At 39.6% G+C, this 14,011-nt stretch carries 15 protein-coding genes; 6 read left to right on the forward strand and 9 right to left on the reverse strand.

Annotated elements, in window-relative coordinates; translation table 11 throughout:
• The first annotated feature begins 8 nt into the window (after positions 1 to 8).
• From J655_RS07255 to J655_RS07270, 4 genes are all read left to right on the forward strand, one after another.
• Positions 9 to 848, forward strand: coding sequence for an RNA methyltransferase (locus J655_RS07255; protein WP_032052207.1), 840 nt, complete (start codon positions 9 to 11; stop codon positions 846 to 848).
• Positions 841 to 1,653: a serine O-acetyltransferase gene (gene cysE / locus J655_RS07260; RefSeq protein ID WP_002114303.1), complete on the forward strand. Its 813-nt coding sequence runs from the start codon at positions 841 to 843 to the stop codon at positions 1,651 to 1,653. Before J655_RS07255 ends, cysE begins: the two co-directional genes overlap by 8 nt.
• Before the next feature lie 105 nt (positions 1,654 to 1,758).
• A complete protein-coding gene (locus tag J655_RS07265) occupies positions 1,759 to 2,697 on the forward strand; it encodes an ABUW_2363 family tetratricopeptide repeat lipoprotein (RefSeq protein ID WP_032006697.1) in 939 nt (312 codons plus the stop codon).
• A 116-nt stretch (positions 2,698 to 2,813) separates the two neighbouring features.
• Positions 2,814 to 4,820, forward strand: a complete 2,007-nt coding sequence (locus J655_RS07270) for an esterase/lipase family protein (protein WP_032052208.1) — start codon at positions 2,814 to 2,816, stop codon at positions 4,818 to 4,820.
• A 53-nt stretch (positions 4,821 to 4,873) separates the two neighbouring features.
• Here J655_RS07270 and ahpF read toward each other — a convergent pair whose 3' ends face one another.
• From ahpF to J655_RS07285, 3 genes are all read right to left on the reverse strand, one after another.
• Positions 4,874 to 6,439, reverse strand: coding sequence for an alkyl hydroperoxide reductase subunit F (ahpF, locus tag J655_RS07275; protein WP_032052209.1), 1,566 nt, complete (start codon positions 6,437 to 6,439; stop codon positions 4,874 to 4,876).
• A 177-nt stretch (positions 6,440 to 6,616) separates the two neighbouring features.
• Positions 6,617 to 7,138, reverse strand: a complete 522-nt coding sequence (locus J655_RS07280; RefSeq protein WP_000501457.1) for a chromate transporter — start codon at positions 7,136 to 7,138, stop codon at positions 6,617 to 6,619.
• Entirely contained in the window at positions 7,138 to 7,698 is a 561-nt protein-coding gene (locus J655_RS07285; protein ID WP_032006700.1) for a chromate transporter, read from the reverse strand. The genes J655_RS07280 and J655_RS07285 overlap by 1 nt, the downstream gene beginning before the upstream one ends.
• Positions 7,699 to 7,799: 101 nt before the next feature.
• Here J655_RS07285 and J655_RS07290 point away from each other — a divergent pair, with 101 nt between their 5' ends.
• On the forward strand, positions 7,800 to 8,702 hold the full coding sequence (locus J655_RS07290; RefSeq protein ID WP_032006701.1) for a LysR family transcriptional regulator: 903 nt from the start codon (positions 7,800 to 7,802) through the stop codon (positions 8,700 to 8,702).
• 56 nt (positions 8,703 to 8,758) lie between these two features.
• Here the strand turns inward: J655_RS07290 and arsH are convergent, their stop codons facing one another.
• Genes arsH through J655_RS07310 form a run of 4 tightly spaced genes read right to left on the reverse strand, consistent with a single transcriptional unit; the run spans position 8,759 to position 11,323 of the window.
• Positions 8,759 to 9,472 (reverse strand): arsenical resistance protein ArsH, encoded by a 714-nt coding sequence (gene arsH / locus J655_RS07295; RefSeq protein WP_001086870.1) that lies wholly within the window; start codon positions 9,470 to 9,472, stop codon positions 8,759 to 8,761.
• Positions 9,459 to 10,505 carry an ACR3 family arsenite efflux transporter gene (gene arsB, locus J655_RS07300; RefSeq protein ID WP_032006702.1) on the reverse strand — a complete coding sequence of 349 codons (1,047 nt, stop codon included), beginning with the start codon at positions 10,503 to 10,505 and terminating at the stop codon, positions 9,459 to 9,461. The genes arsH and arsB overlap by 14 nt, the downstream gene beginning before the upstream one ends.
• Positions 10,506 to 10,515: 10 nt before the next feature.
• Positions 10,516 to 10,989 (reverse strand): arsenate reductase ArsC, encoded by a 474-nt coding sequence (locus J655_RS07305; RefSeq protein ID WP_002114427.1) that lies wholly within the window; start codon positions 10,987 to 10,989, stop codon positions 10,516 to 10,518.
• 4 nt (positions 10,990 to 10,993) lie between these two features.
• A complete protein-coding gene (locus tag J655_RS07310; protein ID WP_002114199.1) occupies positions 10,994 to 11,323 on the reverse strand; it encodes a metalloregulator ArsR/SmtB family transcription factor in 330 nt (109 codons plus the stop codon).
• A gap of 84 nt (positions 11,324 to 11,407) precedes the next feature.
• On the opposite strand from J655_RS07310, the gene arsC reads away from it, so the two are divergent.
• Positions 11,408 to 11,836: an arsenate reductase (glutaredoxin) gene (gene arsC, locus J655_RS07315; RefSeq protein ID WP_017481620.1), complete on the forward strand. Its 429-nt coding sequence runs from the start codon at positions 11,408 to 11,410 to the stop codon at positions 11,834 to 11,836.
• Between the two features lie 68 nt (positions 11,837 to 11,904).
• Here the strand turns inward: arsC and J655_RS24340 are convergent, their stop codons facing one another.
• The gene (locus tag J655_RS24340) at positions 11,905 to 12,066 is read right to left on the reverse strand and encodes a DUF1427 family protein (RefSeq protein ID WP_000784879.1); all 162 of its coding nucleotides are present in this window, start codon (positions 12,064 to 12,066) and stop codon (positions 11,905 to 11,907) included.
• 57 nt (positions 12,067 to 12,123) lie between these two features.
• Positions 12,124 to 13,998 (reverse strand): amidohydrolase, encoded by a 1,875-nt coding sequence (locus J655_RS07325; protein WP_032052210.1) that lies wholly within the window; start codon positions 13,996 to 13,998, stop codon positions 12,124 to 12,126.
• Between the last annotated feature and the right edge of the window lie 13 nt (positions 13,999 to 14,011).

Here is a 14,011-nt window from a genome sequence, read left to right on the forward strand (position 1 = left end):
GAAATCTTATGAGTTCGTTTGATCACAACACTGTGTCAAAACAATTAGCACAAGTGCGTATTGTCATGGTAAACACTACCTTGCCTGCCAATATTGGCAGTGCTTTACGTGCCATGAAAACAATGGGGCTAATTAAATTAGTTCTTGTTGCACCTAAAACATATCCTCACCCAGACATACAAGCGCTTGCTGCTGGTGCGCAGGATTTATTTGAACATCTTGAGATTGTCGATACTTTAGAAGATGCTATTAAAGATTGCCATTTAGTGTTTGGAACAAGTGCACGTAGCCGTACCATTCCTTGGCCTTTACTTGACGTAAGACCAGCTGCTAAAGAAGCCATTAAAGCCACCTGTCAGGGACAACAAATTGCGATTGTTTTTGGCCGTGAAGATCGTGGTTTAACAAACGAAGAATTAGCATTGGCCAATTATCATTTAACAATTCCTGTCAATCCTGACTATGGTGTATTAAATGTTGCGCAAGCAATTCAAGTGGTATGTTACGAGCTTCGCATGTCAGCTCTGGAACAAGAAAACGTGGATCAAGATGCAGATGAAATGCCATTAGTCCAAGGTCAAAGCATGCAATGGGATGAACCATTGGTGACTCAAAAACAAATGGAAGAGTTTTATCCTCATCTAGAGAAAATGCTAACCGAAATTGAATTTTTAGATCCAGATAATCCACGTTTGTTACCTTTACGCTTGCGTCGTTTATTTGGTCGTATACAATTAGATCGTATGGAATATCATTTACTTCGCGGTATTTTTAGTCGTGTACAAGCCCTAACCAGTGGTAAATGGAAAAAAGCATTATCTGACAAGGAGGATCAACCCAATGCTTAAACAGCTGAAAGAAGATATAAAGGCTGTATTTGCGCGAGATCCTGCTGCCCGCAATACACTCGAAGTTCTCACGACCTATCCTGGCATTCATGCGATTATGATGCATCGTGTTGCTCATGAATTATGGCAAAAAGATTGTAAAGGTGCTGCTCGCCTTCTTTCTTCATTTAGTCGTTTTGCAACAGGCATTGAAATTCACCCAGGTGCCAAAATCGGTAAACGTTTTTTTATTGATCATGGCATGGGTGTTGTGATTGGTGAAACTGCTGAAATTGGTGATGATGTTACGCTTTATCATGGTGTGACCTTAGGTGGTACAACATGGAAGACTGGCAAACGTCACCCAACTTTAGAAGATGGTGTGGTTGTTGGCGCTGGTGCAAAAATTTTAGGTCCATTTACGGTTGGTAAAGGCGCTAAAGTCGGTTCAAATGCTGTAGTGACCAAAGCAGTCCCTGCTGGTGTGACCGCTGTAGGAAACCCTGCTCGCTATATTTATAAAGATGCATCCGACAAGAATAAAGATGAAGAACGTCGCCGTGATTATGCGCAAAGTATTGGCTTTGCCCCATATGCGACAACTGCTGATCAGTCAGACCCTATTTTAGAAGGTATGCGCGTTTTACTTGATCGTATTCAGCATAATGAAACGCGTATGAATAATTTATGCCAGCGTTTATCAGAGCTAGATCCGAGCTTCAAAAAAGAAAGTCAGGATGAACAGCCTTTTAGTGATGAAGAACTGAAAATTATTGAAGAAGTTCGTCGTGAATGCGGTGCGCAAGATAAGACATCAAAAACGTAATATTCTTGATTCATAATGTAACACGCTTACCCTTGCATGTCTGTTTAGCTTTTCCTAGACTTACCTGTACCAAATCTGACTTTACTAAAATGAACGGAAGATCCTATGAATTTTAAGCCTTTGGCATATATAATCCTTGCGACCTCAAGTTTAACCGCTTGTACAATGGCACCCGTAAAAGAACAAAAAATTGAGCCTTTTGTTTTTAAGGAACCAGAGCTTACTCCTCCTTTTTATGCGCTAAACCCTTTTAACTATGATCAGCCACCGGCATTTGAAGTTGCATTAAAAGACGCTGCTGCACAGCCTGTGACCAAAATGGTCGTTAATCGTCAAGATGATCCAACCAAACAGCTTACCCTCGACGTCAATAAACTGATCGTTCCGACTGTCAATAATTCACAGCGTTCAATGAAATACGCAGTTTTAGCCGGTGAAAATGAAATTGACGTGACTACTATCGATGACTTTTTACAGTTAGTAGAAGGTAAAGCACGTCATTACCCACCTCGCTTTACTGACCGTCAAGAACGTAAAGGCTTTGAAAGTAAACTTAAAGAAGTAACACAACAACTTGATACACTTGCTGCAAATCCAAATGCATCATTTGATATTTTAATTCGTGCTTTTAAAGCAAGTGTTCTTGCACGTAACCTTGATTTAGGTACTGTTCATACCACTAAATCTTTAGAATATGCTCAAAGACTTTTAAAAATTAATCCAGATGATGCGGAGACAAATTTCTGGTTCGGTTTTGGTTTATCTGAAGGTGGCGGTCAACGTGAAGCGATTCCATACTTAGAAAAAGCCATTAAAGGTAATGTTCAAGAAGCATATTTAGCTGCTGCAAATAACTATATTGCAATGGAGCAAAAGAAAAACGCGATCCAGACGCTAAAGAACTATAAAGTTAAATATCCAGATGAAGCGGAAATTGCTGATCGTTTAATTCAAGAAATTGAAAAACAAGGTCGTTGGAACGTATGGCAAGTTTTAACTAACCCAGCAATGTCAGCAACTACTCCTGCTGCACCTAAAAAATAAGCTTAATTCTATAAAAAAGGGCTGTTTTGACAGCCCTTTTTTATATTTGATCATTTGAAAAATATTTTAAAATTTGTATGATCTACCTACCATTGAGCCACTATATTTTGACCATAATGTTTTCAATAAAAAGAAGCAAAACACTGTTGACGGTCATACTACTCGGTTCAATTCTGAGTGGTTGTCAGGTCGTAAATGTTAAACAGCAAGCTTTGAATGTAACAATTGCAAATGAACGTAATAGTATTCTTACCCAAGATAAACTCAGCGAAGCGAGTCTGAATGTTTTATCAATGTCTGGTCAGGAAGCTAAAGTTTGTACAGATACACCTGAAACCTGTGTAAATCAACTCAAAAACCTTCCTCAAATTTTAGATGAACAGTTCTTATCAGCAGCAAGCGAGATGTATCTCGCAAAAGCAATGGCTTTATCAGATACATCTGACTGTAAAGTAAGTAGATTTACTAAACATAAATCTGAAGAAGAACAAAAGAATATTCTGAATAGATATGATGATTGCTTAGACCAGCAATTGAGCCTATTAGATAAAAGTATTCGCTATAGCTATGCCTATCTATTTTCAACAAAACGTAAGCCTAATGACCGTATTTTTGATAATAGACAAGTTCAAATTCGCGATTTCTATAATCAAGCAATCGCCAAAATGGTCAGTGTTTATGATTTAAGATACCCGAAAAAAAATGTGGTAGAGCCACAAATCCATATTGGTAAGAGTGTTTATTCAATAGACTTTGAATTTCATAAACAACTATCAGGCCAAAAGTTAGAGAAATTAATTTCAAGTTATAACCTGAATTTTTCTGGCTTAAGAACCATTAACCGCCGCGATGGTTTTGGCTCCGAATTTGTGGCTGTTTTTCCGAGTTCAGGAAATGAAGATATTAATGAATATATTTTAGATCCACTTAAATATAATTATAAAAATGGTGTTAATCCAAATATTCATAACGCACGCTACTTAGCTGCGACTATTGTAGCTGAACCCAAACACGCGACCACTGTCGAAGAAATTATTAATAATCCAGAATTCGTGATTCGAGTTTATGATCCATATCGGACAGATAATATTAATGTAGCAGGCAAGCAATATCCGCTAGCAGCTAACTTTTCAGCACCTTATGGCCTATGGTTAGCCGAAAACAATTTAGGAGTTGCAGCCTATTTGAGTCTGATTGATCGCGATCAGCATTTAACTATGCCGCATCTCTATATGCTTGAACCATATAATCCGAACAAAAAAATTATCGTGTTGGTACATGGTTTAGCAAGTAGCCCCGAAGCATGGATTGCACTGACCAATGATGTTATGGGCGATACGGTTTTAAGAGACAATTACCAAGTTTGGCAAGTTTTCTATTCGACCAATATGCCAATTTTGGAAAGTCGTTTTCAAATTTATGCATTGCTTAAACAAGCTTTTAGTTCACTAAACCCAAATGATCCTGCCGCGCATGATGCAGTTCTTGTTGGACATAGCATGGGAGGTATTATCAGTCGTTTACTGGTCAGTGATGGAGATATTACTAAACCTGCCTTAGAATTGATGACGATTCGTCAGCAAAACCGCTTTAAAAAACATCCAATGGTTACTGAAAGATTGCAAATGCATTCAATCAATAATTTTGATCGTGCAATTTTCTTGGCTTCCCCTCATCGCGGTACAGATTATGCAGATCGTTGGTTTACATTGGCGGCACGTAAAATTATTCGTTTACCAGGTGCATTTTTGTCAGCTGTAGCGACTTCACTGACAACCGAAAATTTAGATGTTAAAGATTTCTTGAGTAATATTGATAATGGTTTGATTCAAAATGGACCGAGCGATCTAAGTCATCAATCTAAATTTATGGAACTCACAAAAGATATTAATCCACACCAAGGATTAGTTTTCCACTCTATTATGGGTAACATCACCAAGAGTGATGATCCAAATGTGATTACCGATGGTATTGTCCCTTATAAGAGTGCTCACTTAGAAGGTGCAAAATCTGAGAAAGTTCTTCCAGGTGGTCATTCAATCCAACTGACACCACAAGCTGTATTAGAGTTACGTCGTATTTTACGAGAGCATTTAGTCGAACACGGTTTATATAAACCATAAAAAGAAAAAGAGCCAAAGGATATCCTTTGGCTCTTTCGTTTTGGACTTAAATTTTACTGCCCAGAACGGATAATGTAATCAAACGCAGAGAGCGATGCTTTAGCGCCTTCACCTGTAGCAATAATGATTTGCTTGTAAGGTACAGTGGTACAGTCACCCGCTGCAAATACACCTTGTACATTGGTTTCGTTGCGGTCATTCACAATGATCTCGCCTCGGTTGGTTAACTCAACTTCACTGTCTTTCAAGAAGTCAGTGTTTGGCAGTAAACCAATCTGTACAAAGATCCCTGCAAGCTCGACCACATGCTCTTCATCAGTCGCACGGTCTTTATATTTAAGACCAGTCACTTGTGATCCGTCACCTAACACTTCTGTACTTAAGGCATTCATAATCACCGTTGTGTTTGGCAAGCTATGCAATTTGTTTTGCAAGACTTGGTCTGCACGAAGTTTGGTATCGAACTCAACCAGAGTTACATGCTCAACAATCCCTGCAAGATCAATTGCAGCTTCTACGCCTGAGTTACCGCCACCAATCACAGCAACACGTTTACCTTTGAACAATGGACCATCACAGTGTGGGCAGTACGCAACACCACGGGTACGGTATTCTTGCTCACCCGGTACATTCATTTCTCTCCAACGTGCACCTGTTGAAAGGATCACAGTTTTCGATTCAAGTTTTGCACCGTTTTCAAGTTCAACTTCAACCAAGCCATTTGCTGTTTGGTCTGCACCCGTGATTTTGCTGACACGTTGCAGGTTCATGATATCCACATCGTATTCACGAACATGTGCTTCCATCTCAGCAGCAAACTTAGGACCTTGGGTCTTTTGCACAGAAGTGAAGTTTTCAATGTCCATGGTATCCATGACCTGACCACCGAAGCGTTCAGCCACAATACCTGTGTTAATACCTTTACGTGCAGCATAGATTGCAGCTGTTGCGCCCGCAGGACCACCACCAATCACCAATACATCAAAAGCATCTTTGGCATTGAGTGCTGCTGCATCTTTTTCAGCTGAGTTGGTATCAAGTTTCGCTACAATCTCTTCAAGGGTCATACGACCTTGGCCAATGTGTTCGTTGTCTTGGAATACCATTGGCACAGCCATGATTTTGCGTTGTTCCACTTCATCTTGGAAGAATGAACCGTCAATCATGGTTGCTGTGGTGTTCGGGTTATAAATGGCAATCAGGTTAAGCGCCTGTACCACGTCCGGACAGTTATGACAGCTTAAGGATACAAATACATCAAAGTTTGCTTTGAGGTTTAAACTTTTAATCTGGTTGAGCACTTCATTTGACACTTTAGGTGCATAGCCAGACACTTGTAACAGCGCCAAGATCAAAGACGTAAACTCATGACCCATAGGTAAGCCTGCAAAGAACACACGAGGTTGTTCACCTGCTTTAGCCACACCAAAGCTTGGACGACGTGTATTGTTACCGTCAAAACGGGCTGTTACCTTGTCAGAAAGCTCAGCGATTTCACTTACCAACTCTTTAATTTGAGCTGCTTTGTCTGATTCATCTAAAGCAGCAACTAATTCGATTGGACTTTCTAGACGTTCTAAGTAAGCTTTTAATTGAGTTTTAATGTTTTGATCTAACATCTGTTTTTACTCCAATGCATCCAAATTCTTTCAATAGATGCATAGTACGTGAAAACACAGAATAGGTGAAACAGTATGTTTTTATGTATTTGATCGTTTTTTTAGATTTAATTATTTACTTCAAATCAAAAAAAGCCAACCTGAACTCATCCAGCGCAGGTCGGCAAACTGGTTAAACTAGAGTAAGACCACACCAAATACAGCCCCAGCGATCAAGACATGTAAAGGATGAACCTTTTTAATTAAAGATAATAAAGTTGCAATGACTACCATAATAATGAGTAAAGTATTTATGGCAGCTGCCTCAGAAATAATCCACGCACTGGCAAGTACAGTTCCCACAGTGACAGGTTGTAAAGCAAGCTGTAAAACACGGCGCCATTTCTTATCTTTAAATTTTGACCAGCCTCTCATCACAAATACAGTAATAAGAGATGAAGGTAAAAATTTAGCGGTAGAAGTCACAAGTAGACCTGACAACCCTGCTACATGCCATCCCACCAAAGGTACAATCATCATATTCGGACCAGGGGCAGCTTGAGCCATGGCGAACAATGCACTGAATTCTTGTGCCGTCATCCAGTGATGAATATCAACTACTTGGCGTTGCATCTCAGGCAAAATTGTATTCCCGCCACCAAATGCAATAAGAGACAATTGAGTAAAAATGATCGCTAAAGTAAGTAGAACTGCACCCATTACACACGTCTCCAAATGATTGCCGAGTAAAATGCCAACAAAATCAGCATGGTCACAAGTAATGGAACTTTCAGAAAAGCTATACTGATGATTGCAGCGACAACCACGCAAATCGCTAATGGATTACGTAATAATGGCTTAAGCATTTTCAAACCTGTTGCAACTAGAAGTCCAGCTGCCGCCGCCGCTAAACCTTCGAAAAGATGCTTAACCATTAAATTATCTTGGAACTGCTCATAGACATAATGTAAAAGTACAACAATTATCGTAGGTGCAAGGATCAGACCAATGAGTGAGCTCACTGCCCCACGAACACCGCGAAACTCCATGCCAATCGCAACCGATAAATTAATAATATTGCCGCCTGGTAAAAATTGACACAGACCAAGTAACTCAGTGAATTTTTCAGGGCTTAACCACTGTCTCTGCTCTACAATAACTTTACGGGCTAAAGGCAGCACGCCACCGAATCCAATTAAACCTAATGTTAAAAAACCTAAAAATAACTCTGTGCAGGTCGGGACACTCTCCTTCTGCACAGCAATCTCAACATGGTTCATTTTCGTTACTTTTCACTTTATCTGACCAAGATAGAATGATACTTTTGTGATATATCTACAAATGCTTTTATTTTCATTAACCATACCATAAAGGTATTCCTATGCTCGATTTACATAAGCTCCATGCCTTTGTTGTGGTAATTGAAGAAAGGAATATTACGCATGCCGCAAACCGATTGTTTATTCAACAGCCGCCTCTAACGCGTTTACTTAAAAAACTCGAAGAAGAACTTGGTACACAATTACTTATTCGCCAGCCTCGAGGAATTGAACCAACTGAGGCTGGTTTAGCCTTATTTAAAGAAGCACAACTTTTATTAGAACATGCGCGCCATATTCCAAAATTAGTCCAAGATGTTAGCCAAGGTAAAACTGGACAACTCAACATTGGTTTTACAAGTTCCGCAGGTTTGCATCCGCTTATTTCACTAGTATTGCGCTCATATCGAGAAATATATCCAAAGGTACAAACCAAACTTGAAGAAGCAGGCAGCCAAAAACAATTAGATCGATTAATCTCCGAGAAACTTGATATTGCTTTTTTAAGAGCACCGATCAGCCGTGATATTGGGTTAAAACATCACCATATATTAGATGAGCCAATGATGGTGGCATTGCCTATAGGCCATCCACTTACACAAAAAGAAAAAATTAGTTCAAATGACTTATCAAATGAAAATTTTGTTTTATACCGTCGTTCTTCAGGACAAGGTCTATATGACAATATTTTATATAGTTGCTACCAAGCAGGTTTTAGTCCACGCATTATTCAGGAAGCACCTCGGCCAACTGCAACATTAAATTTAGTCGCTGCTGGAATTGGCATAACGATTGTGCCAGCCTCAATGCATAATTTTTGGGAACATGAAATTGTATATCGGGAGTTTGATGATTCAATGAAACTAAATGCGCCTCTTTACCTGATTACACGAGAAAATGAGAGCTCTGCCAAAGTTTCAAATTTTATTGAACTATTACAAAAACTTTTGCCCACAATGGCCTGAGTGTAAAAGCTAAGCAATAAAAAGTGCCCTGCGTGGAGCACTTTTTATGAAACTGTTTATTTTTGATTTACTCGTTTTGATAGCTCTTCTGCCGACTCTTTGCGCTCAGAGTAGCGATCTGTTAGGTACTGTTTTTGCCCACGTGTTAATAAAGTGAACTTATATAACTCCTCCATTACATCAACGATTCGGTCATAGTAAGAGGATGGTTTCATACTGCCATCTTCTTCAAACTCTAAAAAAGCTTTAGCAACCGAAGACTGATTTGGGATGGTAATCATGCGCATCCAACGCCCTAAAATACGCATTTGATTGACCGCATTAAATGACTGCGAACCACCACTAACTTGCATGACTGCTAAGGTTTTACCTTGAGTTGCACGGATTGCTCCGGCTGCCAAAGGAATCCAGTCAATCTGGGCTTTTAAAATTGAACTCATCGCACCATGACGTTCAGGTGAGCACCACACCATACCTTCTGCCCAAGCTAAAAGCTCATGCAACTCTTGCACTTTCGGATGATCTGTTCCTGCATCCTCAGGTAAAGGTAAACCTTTAGGATGAAAGATTTTGACCTCAGCACCTAAGTATTCAAGGATGCGTCCAGCCGTCAACACAGCAAAACGGCTATAAGAACGCTCACGATTAGAACCATATAGCAATAGAATGCGTGGTGGATGTTCAAATTGCTGTGCTTGCACTTGCTCAAATGTAGGCTTATCAAGAAGATCTAATGCTACATTTGATAAATCATTATTAAGACTGTTCATCTGAGAAATACTTTTTCTTTAACCAAAGAGAAACCGTAACGAGTGAAATTAAAACGGGAACTTCAACCAATGGTCCAATCACTGTGGTAAATGCCACAGGTGATGCCAAACCAAATGTTGCAATGGCAACCGCTAAAGCTAATTCAAAGTTATTACCTGCCGCAGTAAATGAAATAGCGGTGGTGCGGGGATAGTTATTCCCCATACGTTTACTCATAAAGAAGCTAATGAAGAACATCACCACAAAGTAAATCGTCAGTGGGATTGCAATACGTAATACATCTAAAGGTAAGCTCACTACATCACCACCTTTTAGGCTAAACATCGCCACAATGGTAAAAAGTAAAGCAATTAAACTAATCGGGCTGATTTTTGGTAAAAATCTAGTTAGATACCAATCTAACCCTTTTGATTTAACTAAAACCAAACGCGTCAAGAACCCCATTAAGAATGGAATACCTAAGTACACCAAAACCGCATGTGTGATGGTCCAAAAATTCACATCAATGACTTGCCCTGCCACACCAAAATAAGGCGGTAAGAAAGTTAAGAAAAGCCATGCATAAGTACTAAAGAATAAAATCTGGAAAATACTGTTAAATGCAACCAACGCTGCAACATATTGGTTATCACCACAAGCCAGACCATTCCAAACCAAAACCATTGCAATACAACGTGCCAAACCAATTAAAATAAGACCAGTCATATACTCTGGATAACTATGTAAGAAAATAATCGCAAGGATAAACATTAATACTGGAGCAATAATCCAGTTCTGTACCAACGATAAAGTTAAGGTTTTCTTGTCTTTAAATACTTCTGGTAACGCAGCATAATCAACCTTTGCTAAAGGTGGATACATCATCAAAATTAAGCCGATTGCGATCGGAATATTAACGTTATCTACACTCATTCTGTTCAAAGAAACCGAGGCTTGAGGAAAGAACACCCCAATTGCCAAACCTAAAGCCATGGCAATAAAAATCCATAGCGTCAGGTTACGATCTAAAAAAGAAAGCTTTTGCTTAGTCATCTCGGCTCTCTTACTCAATATGAGAGATTTTATTAATCTCAGCAATCAAATGTGAACGGCTTAAGTTCGCAACATCAAGTGCAAACAATGCATCTAAACGACGGTTGATATGATCTACAGTCTCTTGGAATGCTTTAAGCTTTTCTTCTTTCGGCAAGTCTAAGTGAGATGGGTCACTTAAACCCCAATGTGCTTTGATTGCGCCACCTAAATAAAGTGGGCATGCTTCTTGTGCAGCAGAATCACATACTGTAATCACAACATCTGGTTGATACTGCTCGCAGTCATCAATCGTTTTACTCCATAGCCCATCTGTTGAAAGACATAAGTTTTCAAGTGTTTCAATGGTTAATGGATGTATCTGTCCTGATGGTTTACTACCAGCGCTATAAGCTTTCCAACCTTTTGGTGCACGGCTGTTAAATAAAACTTCTGACAAAATGCTACGGCAACTGTTTCCAGTGCATAAAAATAAAAATTTCATGGCCTCACCCACAATAGGTAGAAATAGAAGAAAACTGTGAAGATGATTGATTCACTAAATTTTCATCTTGGTTTGCTATAGTTTTCAAAACTTCAACAGCCCAATTGGGTAAATCTGGATTGACGCTGTAATACACCCATTGCCCCTGTCGTGCATCAAGTAAAATGCCATGAGTTCTTAATAAGGCTAAGTGTCTAGAGATTTTCGGTTGGCTCAACTCAAGCTGTTCAGTTAACTCACAGACACAAATATTTTGTTTGCTAAGAACTAGCTTAAGAATGTTTAACCGAGTTTGGTCAGATAGACATTTAAAGAAATCGACTTGGTTGATCATATCTTCAACAGAGCATATTCGTTATTGCAAATATACGGATATCCATATATAAATGCAATATCTTAATTTGATAATAAATTTACCATGACTGAGCTAGTAAAGATTTACCATAACCCTGCTTGCGGAACCTCACGCAATACATTAGCGCTTATTCGTCATGCTGGGTTTGAGCCTATCGTTATTGAATATTTACAAACTCCACCGAGTAAAGATGAATTAATTCAACTCATTAAGGATTCAGGCTTAACTGTACGTGAAGCAATTCGTAAAAATGTTGATCCCTATAAAGATTTAGAGTTAGAACAAAACCATTGGACCGACGAACAGTTAATTGATTTTATGTTGCAATATCCAATTTTAATTAATCGCCCATTTGTTGTTACACCAAAAGGCACGCGACTTTGCCGACCTTCTGAGATTGTACTGGACATTTTAGATTCACAAAACTTAAGCTATTTTGCAAAAGAAGATGGCGAAGTAATCATTGATGAACAAGGCCGCCGTATAAAGTAATTGAAGATATTTATTAATATAAAAAGCTAAATGGCATAACACCATTTAGCTTTTTTGAATTAAACAGGTTAAAAATAAGACTTAATGAAAGGAAGAAGTTGCTCTCCTATCACCATGCCCAATAAACCGACTAATGCAACAAGAGGTGGAGCTGGTGACTTAACATTTAGAACATAATATAAGACACCAACAAGCAACCCTACAGCCAAAGATAACAAGTACATTTTCATCGTACATACCTTAGAGAATTAAGCCATTTAATGAAGCAAGTTCCCATACTGTTTTATTTAAAATGCAAAACACGAGCACCCAAGTGCGCCCCAGAAAGATTTTTTGTCCTTATCATTTACAGGAACATCAAGCATCCAAGCATGGCTATGCCCATGCATACCACAACTGCTAGCACATGCACACAAAGCACTTTGTGACTGTAATGATTGATTAGAAGGTGCATTACGATTTTCAGATAACCGCCACTGACCACCGAAGCGCTTTACTGGTGACCATGTTGGTGAAGCTGGTGGTAACGGCGGATCGTCTTGCTTAAACTCTGCCCCGGCATAGACCACTTTGCCACCTAAGACAGTAAGTACAGACTCAATCCACTGGATATCTTCAGCTTCTACTTTAAAGTAGTCATCGGACAATACCACAAGATCAGCAAGTTCTCCTGCTGTTAATGAGCCTTTAACATCTTTTTCACCAGAGAACCAAGCCGAACCTTTAGTCCAGAGTTTGAGTGCTGTCTGACGGTCTAATAGATTTTTTTCATCATAGAGTGGTAAACCACCGACTGTTTTACCAGTACTTAGCCAATACAAACACACCCAAGGGTTATAAGAAGCAACACGAGTCGCATCTGTCCCCGCACCCACAGGAACACCAAGTTCTAACATTTTCTTGACTGGTGGCGTTGCCTGAGCGGCTTCGGCACCATAGCGTTTTACGAAAATCTCACCTTGATATGCCATACGGTGTTGAATGGCAATACCACCACCCAACGCGCCAATACGTTCAATATTACGCTCAGATACAGTTTCGGCATGGTCAATAATAAATCGTGTCGCAAATGGCTGTTTTGAATTTACTTTTTCAAATACATTCAGTAAGCGATTAATACTTTCATCATAAGTTGCATGAATACGGAATGGCCATTTCTTTTCAGCCAAGTGCTCTACAATAGCTTCGAGTTCACCTTCCATTTTTTCTGGTAAATCTGGACGTGGTTCATAGAAGTCCTCAAAGTCCCCCGCTGACCAAGTCAGGTTCTCACCTGCTCCATTCATTCTAAATAGCTCATCACCATCGCCCGGAAATGTCATTTCTGTCCAGCGACGATAATCATCAAGCTCTTGGCCTGCCTTCTGAGCAAATAGGTTATAAGCAATACGTACGGTCATCTGATTTTGATCGTGTAATTGCTTAATCACATCATAATCTTCAGGATAGTTTTGACCACCACCGCCTGCATCAATTGCTGAAGTAATGCCTAATCGGTTCAGTTCACGCATGAAATGACGAGTTGAATTGACTTGATCTTCAACTGGCAATTTTGGTGCTTTCCCTAAGGTCGAATATAAAATCATAGCCGATGGCGTAGCGAGCAAGAGACCTGTTGGCTCACCTTTTTCATTTCGTACAATCTTGCCGCCAGATGGGTCCGGTGTGTCTTTGTTAAAGCCCAATACATCAAGCGCAGCTCGGTTTAACATGGCACTAGCATATAGATGTAAAATAAAGACAGGAGTATCTGGTGCAGCTTTATTAATTTCTTCTAAAGTCGGTAAACGCTTTTCGGCAAACTGGAATTCAGTCCAACCGCCTATTACACGAACCCATTGTGGAGCTGGAGTATTGTCTGCTTGTTCTTTGAGTAAGCGTAACGCATCGGCAACAGATGGCACACCTTCCCAGCGCAGCTCCATATTGTAATTTAGGCCACCACGAATAATATGCAAATGACTGTCATTTAGACCTGGTATAACGCGACGGCCATTTAAATCTACAACTTTGCTTGTTGGAGTTGCGAGTTTCATTACCTCATCATTTGTACCCGTGCGTAATACTTTACCGTCTGCAATCGCAATTGCTTGTACTTCGGGGTTCTGAGGATCTAGTGTTGTGATTTTACCGTTTATGAGTATGAGGTTTATTTCGGTCATTCTGAACTCCATT

Source organism: Acinetobacter sp. 1294243, assembly GCF_000588015.1.
GTDB classification, from domain to species: domain Bacteria; phylum Pseudomonadota; class Gammaproteobacteria; order Pseudomonadales; family Moraxellaceae; genus Acinetobacter; species Acinetobacter pittii.

Coding starts and splice junctions, on each gene's coding strand:
- J655_RS07305 (WP_002114427.1), bottom strand. CDS start 10,989: ATGAAATTTTTATTTTTATGCACTGGAAACAGTTGCCGTAGCATTTTG.
- J655_RS07310 (WP_002114199.1), bottom strand. CDS start 11,323: ATGATCAACCAAGTCGATTTCTTTAAATGTCTATCTGACCAAACTCGG.
- J655_RS07280 (WP_000501457.1), bottom strand. CDS start 7,138: ATGGGTGCAGTTCTACTTACTTTAGCGATCATTTTTACTCAATTGTCT.
- J655_RS07285 (WP_032006700.1), bottom strand. CDS start 7,698: ATGAACCATGTTGAGATTGCTGTGCAGAAGGAGAGTGTCCCGACCTGC.
- arsB (WP_032006702.1), bottom strand. CDS start 10,505: ATGACTAAGCAAAAGCTTTCTTTTTTAGATCGTAACCTGACGCTATGG.
- J655_RS07265 (WP_032006697.1), top strand. CDS start 1,759: ATGAATTTTAAGCCTTTGGCATATATAATCCTTGCGACCTCAAGTTTA.
- ahpF (WP_032052209.1), bottom strand. CDS start 6,439: ATGTTAGATCAAAACATTAAAACTCAATTAAAAGCTTACTTAGAACGT.
- arsC (WP_017481620.1), top strand. CDS start 11,408: ATGACTGAGCTAGTAAAGATTTACCATAACCCTGCTTGCGGAACCTCA.
- J655_RS07255 (WP_032052207.1), top strand. CDS start 9: ATGAGTTCGTTTGATCACAACACTGTGTCAAAACAATTAGCACAAGTG.
- cysE (WP_002114303.1), top strand. CDS start 841: ATGCTTAAACAGCTGAAAGAAGATATAAAGGCTGTATTTGCGCGAGAT.
- J655_RS24340 (WP_000784879.1), bottom strand. CDS start 12,066: ATGAAAATGTACTTGTTATCTTTGGCTGTAGGGTTGCTTGTTGGTGTC.
- arsH (WP_001086870.1), bottom strand. CDS start 9,472: ATGAACAGTCTTAATAATGATTTATCAAATGTAGCATTAGATCTTCTT.
- J655_RS07270 (WP_032052208.1), top strand. CDS start 2,814: ATGTTTTCAATAAAAAGAAGCAAAACACTGTTGACGGTCATACTACTC.
- J655_RS07325 (WP_032052210.1), bottom strand. CDS start 13,998: ATGACCGAAATAAACCTCATACTCATAAACGGTAAAATCACAACACTA.
- J655_RS07290 (WP_032006701.1), top strand. CDS start 7,800: ATGCTCGATTTACATAAGCTCCATGCCTTTGTTGTGGTAATTGAAGAA.